The sequence below is a fragment of the Novosphingobium sp. genome, assembly GCF_041905565.1.
In the GTDB taxonomy this organism is placed as follows: Bacteria; Pseudomonadota; Alphaproteobacteria; order Sphingomonadales; family Sphingomonadaceae; genus Novosphingobium.
The window spans coordinates 1-2174 of record NZ_JAYRKX010000043.1 but is presented as its reverse complement, the minus strand read 5'-3'; the positions used below and the strand labels follow the sequence as shown (position 1 = coordinate 2174).

Genomic DNA, 2174 nt, shown 5'->3' with positions numbered 1-2174 from the left:
AAGCGAGTGAAGCCATGTCCCGTATTTGCGAACTGACCGGCAAGGGTCGCCAGGTCGGCCACAACGTCAGCCACGCCAACAACAAGACCAAGCGCGTCTTCCTGCCCAACCTGCAGAACGTCACGCTGATGTCGGAATCGCTGGACCGCAGCTTCAAGTTCCGCGTTTCGACCCAGGGCCTGCGCTCGGTCGAACACGTCGGCGGGCTGGACAACTGGCTGCTCAAGACCTCGGACGAAAAGCTTTCGACCACCGCGCTCAAGGTGAAGCGCGAGCTGGTCAAGAAGCAGGCCGCCTGATTCGGTAGCGGCGCCCCGGGCGCCGCGCGAATCGGTTTCAAGCAAGGGCGTGCGGGGCTACCTGCGCGCCTTTTGCTTTGCCGGCAGCTCGTCCAGCCGGAACTCCATCCGCAGCAGCAGCGTGCGCTGGAACACGGCGTTGTTATCGTCGCTGATCAGCCAGGCGGCCATCCGACCCTGCCCCAGCGGCTCCAGCGTCAGCCCCTCGTAATTGTCCATCGGCACCCCGGCCGGCAGCGCGCCCAGGTCCTGCATGGGCACCACCGCGCCGCCCTGCGCCCCGTCCAGGTCAAGCAGCGCCAGCCGCGCATCGAAGCGCGCCGGGAACGGCCAGACCAGCTTGCGCAGCACCATCAGCAGGCGGCCATCGGGCAGCACCGCGGCATCGGTCGGACGGTAATCCCACGGTCCCGCCACGAAGAAGTGCAGCGGCTCCGCCCCGCTGGTGGGATCGCGCGGAAACAGCAGCGCCGGATAGGCCCCGCGATCCCGCCAGCGGCTGCGGCATTCGCAGATCACCGCAAAGCGCCCGTCCGGCAACCTGGCCATGGTTTCCGGCCCGGTATTGTCCGGCCAGCCCCGCAGTGCCGCCGGCCGTGCCCAGGCCTCCAGCGCCAGTGCGGGATCGAACCGCATGACCATGTCGCGCCCTTCGGATACAACCCATAGATGCTCCGTCACCGGGTCCCACTGCGCGGCTTCGGTATCCCGGTCCGCCTTGCGCCCCTGGCCAGACACGAGCAGGTCCCTGATGGCGACCGGCCCGGCGCGGCCCGGCGTGGGGAAATCCAGGGTATAGCCGCCGTCGCTGATCGCCAGCAGCCGCCCCGGCGCGGGCTGGACCAGCGCCGAATAGCCGCCAAAGCGCTGGCTGGGGCTGGTCAGCTGCCAGGCCCCGGCTACGCGCAGCGGCCCCACCGCGCAGCAATCCGCCGGCAGGGGCAAGGCCTGCTGCGTCATCGTCTCGGTCAGGATGAAGGGCGGGGGCGGACTGCGCAGCCAGATGCCGGGGAACAGCCCCACCAGCAACAACAGGGCCAGGATCCTTCGATGCAGCATCACGCGCTGCAGTGCCCAGTCGGCGCGGGCAAATCAAGCGCTCCCGGCGCGCCAATTGACGCCCCGCGTGGCGAAGGGCAAGATCGGCCATGCCCGTTCATGGGGAGGAACCCTTGCGCCATACCCTTCGCCCAACCGCTATTTGCCTGACCGCTCTTTGCGCGATTGCCCTGTCCGCCCCCGCCGCGGCGAAGGACAAGGATGAAAATCTCGCGCCGCCGCCGGTGTTCCAGGCCGTGATCGAATGCAAGACATTGGCCGATCCGGGCGAGCGGCTCGCCTGCTATGACCGCACCGTGGGTGCCATGGCCACTGCGCGCGATGCCAAGGACCTGGTCGTGGCCGACCGCGCGACCATGCGCGAGGCGCGCAAGGGGCTGTTCGGGCTGTCCCTGCCGCGGATCAAGCTGTTCGGCGGCGGCGACAGCGAGGAAGTGACCGCGATCGACGGCACGATCGAAAGCACCTATGCCGCGCGCGACGGCAATTTCATCTTCGTGCTGGCCGATGGCGCGCGCTGGAAGCAGATCGACGGCCGCCCGGCCTATGCCAAGCGGGGCGATGCGATCCACATCGAGAAGGCTTCGCTCGGCAGCTATTTCGCCAAGATCGGCAAGGGCCAGAACGCCCGGGTGATCCGCGTGCAGTAATAGTCAGGTGCGCCCTTTGCATCCGCAAAGGGCTTTGCAACATCAGCCCGCTCCCCCGGCGGAGTTCTTTCCGGCTGCCGCCGGTGCGGAAAAGCCATCCGGCTTTTCCTGGCCTGGCCGGCCCACTCCCCCGGCCCAACCACCCACAGGGTACCTTGAACGGGTG

Annotated in this window: 3 protein-coding genes; 2 read left to right on the top strand and 1 reads right to left on the bottom strand. The window is 68.2% G+C overall.

From position 1 onward, the window contains the following. The first annotated feature begins 14 nt into the window (after positions 1–14). Positions 15–299, top strand: a complete 285-nt coding sequence (rpmB, locus tag ACE3N9_RS16545; protein WP_374285598.1) for a 50S ribosomal protein L28 — start codon at positions 15–17, stop codon at positions 297–299. A gap of 57 nt (positions 300–356) precedes the next feature. Here the strand turns inward: rpmB and ACE3N9_RS16540 are convergent, their stop codons facing one another. Continuing rightward, positions 357–1358 carry an esterase-like activity of phytase family protein gene (locus ACE3N9_RS16540; protein WP_374285597.1) on the bottom strand — a complete coding sequence of 334 codons (1002 nt, stop codon included), beginning with the start codon at positions 1356–1358 and terminating at the stop codon, positions 357–359. A 113-nt stretch (positions 1359–1471) separates the two neighbouring features. Here ACE3N9_RS16540 and ACE3N9_RS16535 point away from each other — a divergent pair, with 113 nt between their 5' ends. Further along, entirely contained in the window at positions 1472–2008 is a 537-nt protein-coding gene (locus ACE3N9_RS16535; RefSeq protein WP_374285595.1) for a hypothetical protein, read from the top strand. The last annotated feature ends 166 nt before the right edge of the window (positions 2009–2174 follow it).